Below are 477 nucleotides of genomic sequence, written 5' to 3'. Positions count from 1 at the left end.
CCCGAACCGGATCACGCGGTCCTCACAGTGCCACAGCACTGCACGCGACAGCACCAGCCGTTCGACATCCGCACCCAGGCGCACCAGGTCACCGACCGAGTGGCGGTGGTCCACGCGGACCACGTCCTGCTCGATGATCGGGCCTTCGTCGAGGTCGCCGGTCACGTAATGCGCTGTCGCGCCGACCAACTTGACCCCGCGTTCCTTGGCCCTGCGGTACGGCGCCGCGCCGATGAACGCCGGCAGGAACGAATGATGGATGTTGATCAACGGGCAGCCCACGGCGTCGAGGAATTCAGGAGTCAGGATCTGCATGTACCGGGCCAGCACCACCAGATCGACGTTGCCCCGCAACAACTCCAGGAGCCGTTGCTCAGCCTCGGCCCGGTTCTCCCGGGTCGCGGGAACGTAGAGGAACGGAACACCGAACGCGCGCACCTGCTCGGCAAGGTCGGGATGGTTCGAGATGACCATGAC

General features: G+C 65.6%; 1 protein-coding gene. It reads right to left on the bottom strand.

The annotated features are described in order from the left end of the window. The coding region (locus RNC47_RS36440) for a formyltetrahydrofolate deformylase (RefSeq protein ID WP_311605157.1) at nucleotides 1–477 on the bottom strand (477 nt) is incomplete at both ends.

This window comes from Streptomyces millisiae, from assembly GCF_031845425.1.
Taxonomy (GTDB): domain Bacteria; phylum Actinomycetota; class Actinomycetes; order Streptomycetales; family Streptomycetaceae; genus Streptomyces; species Streptomyces millisiae.
The sequence above is the reverse complement of the archived record's forward strand: the minus strand, read 5'-3'. Positions and strand labels throughout refer to the sequence as shown.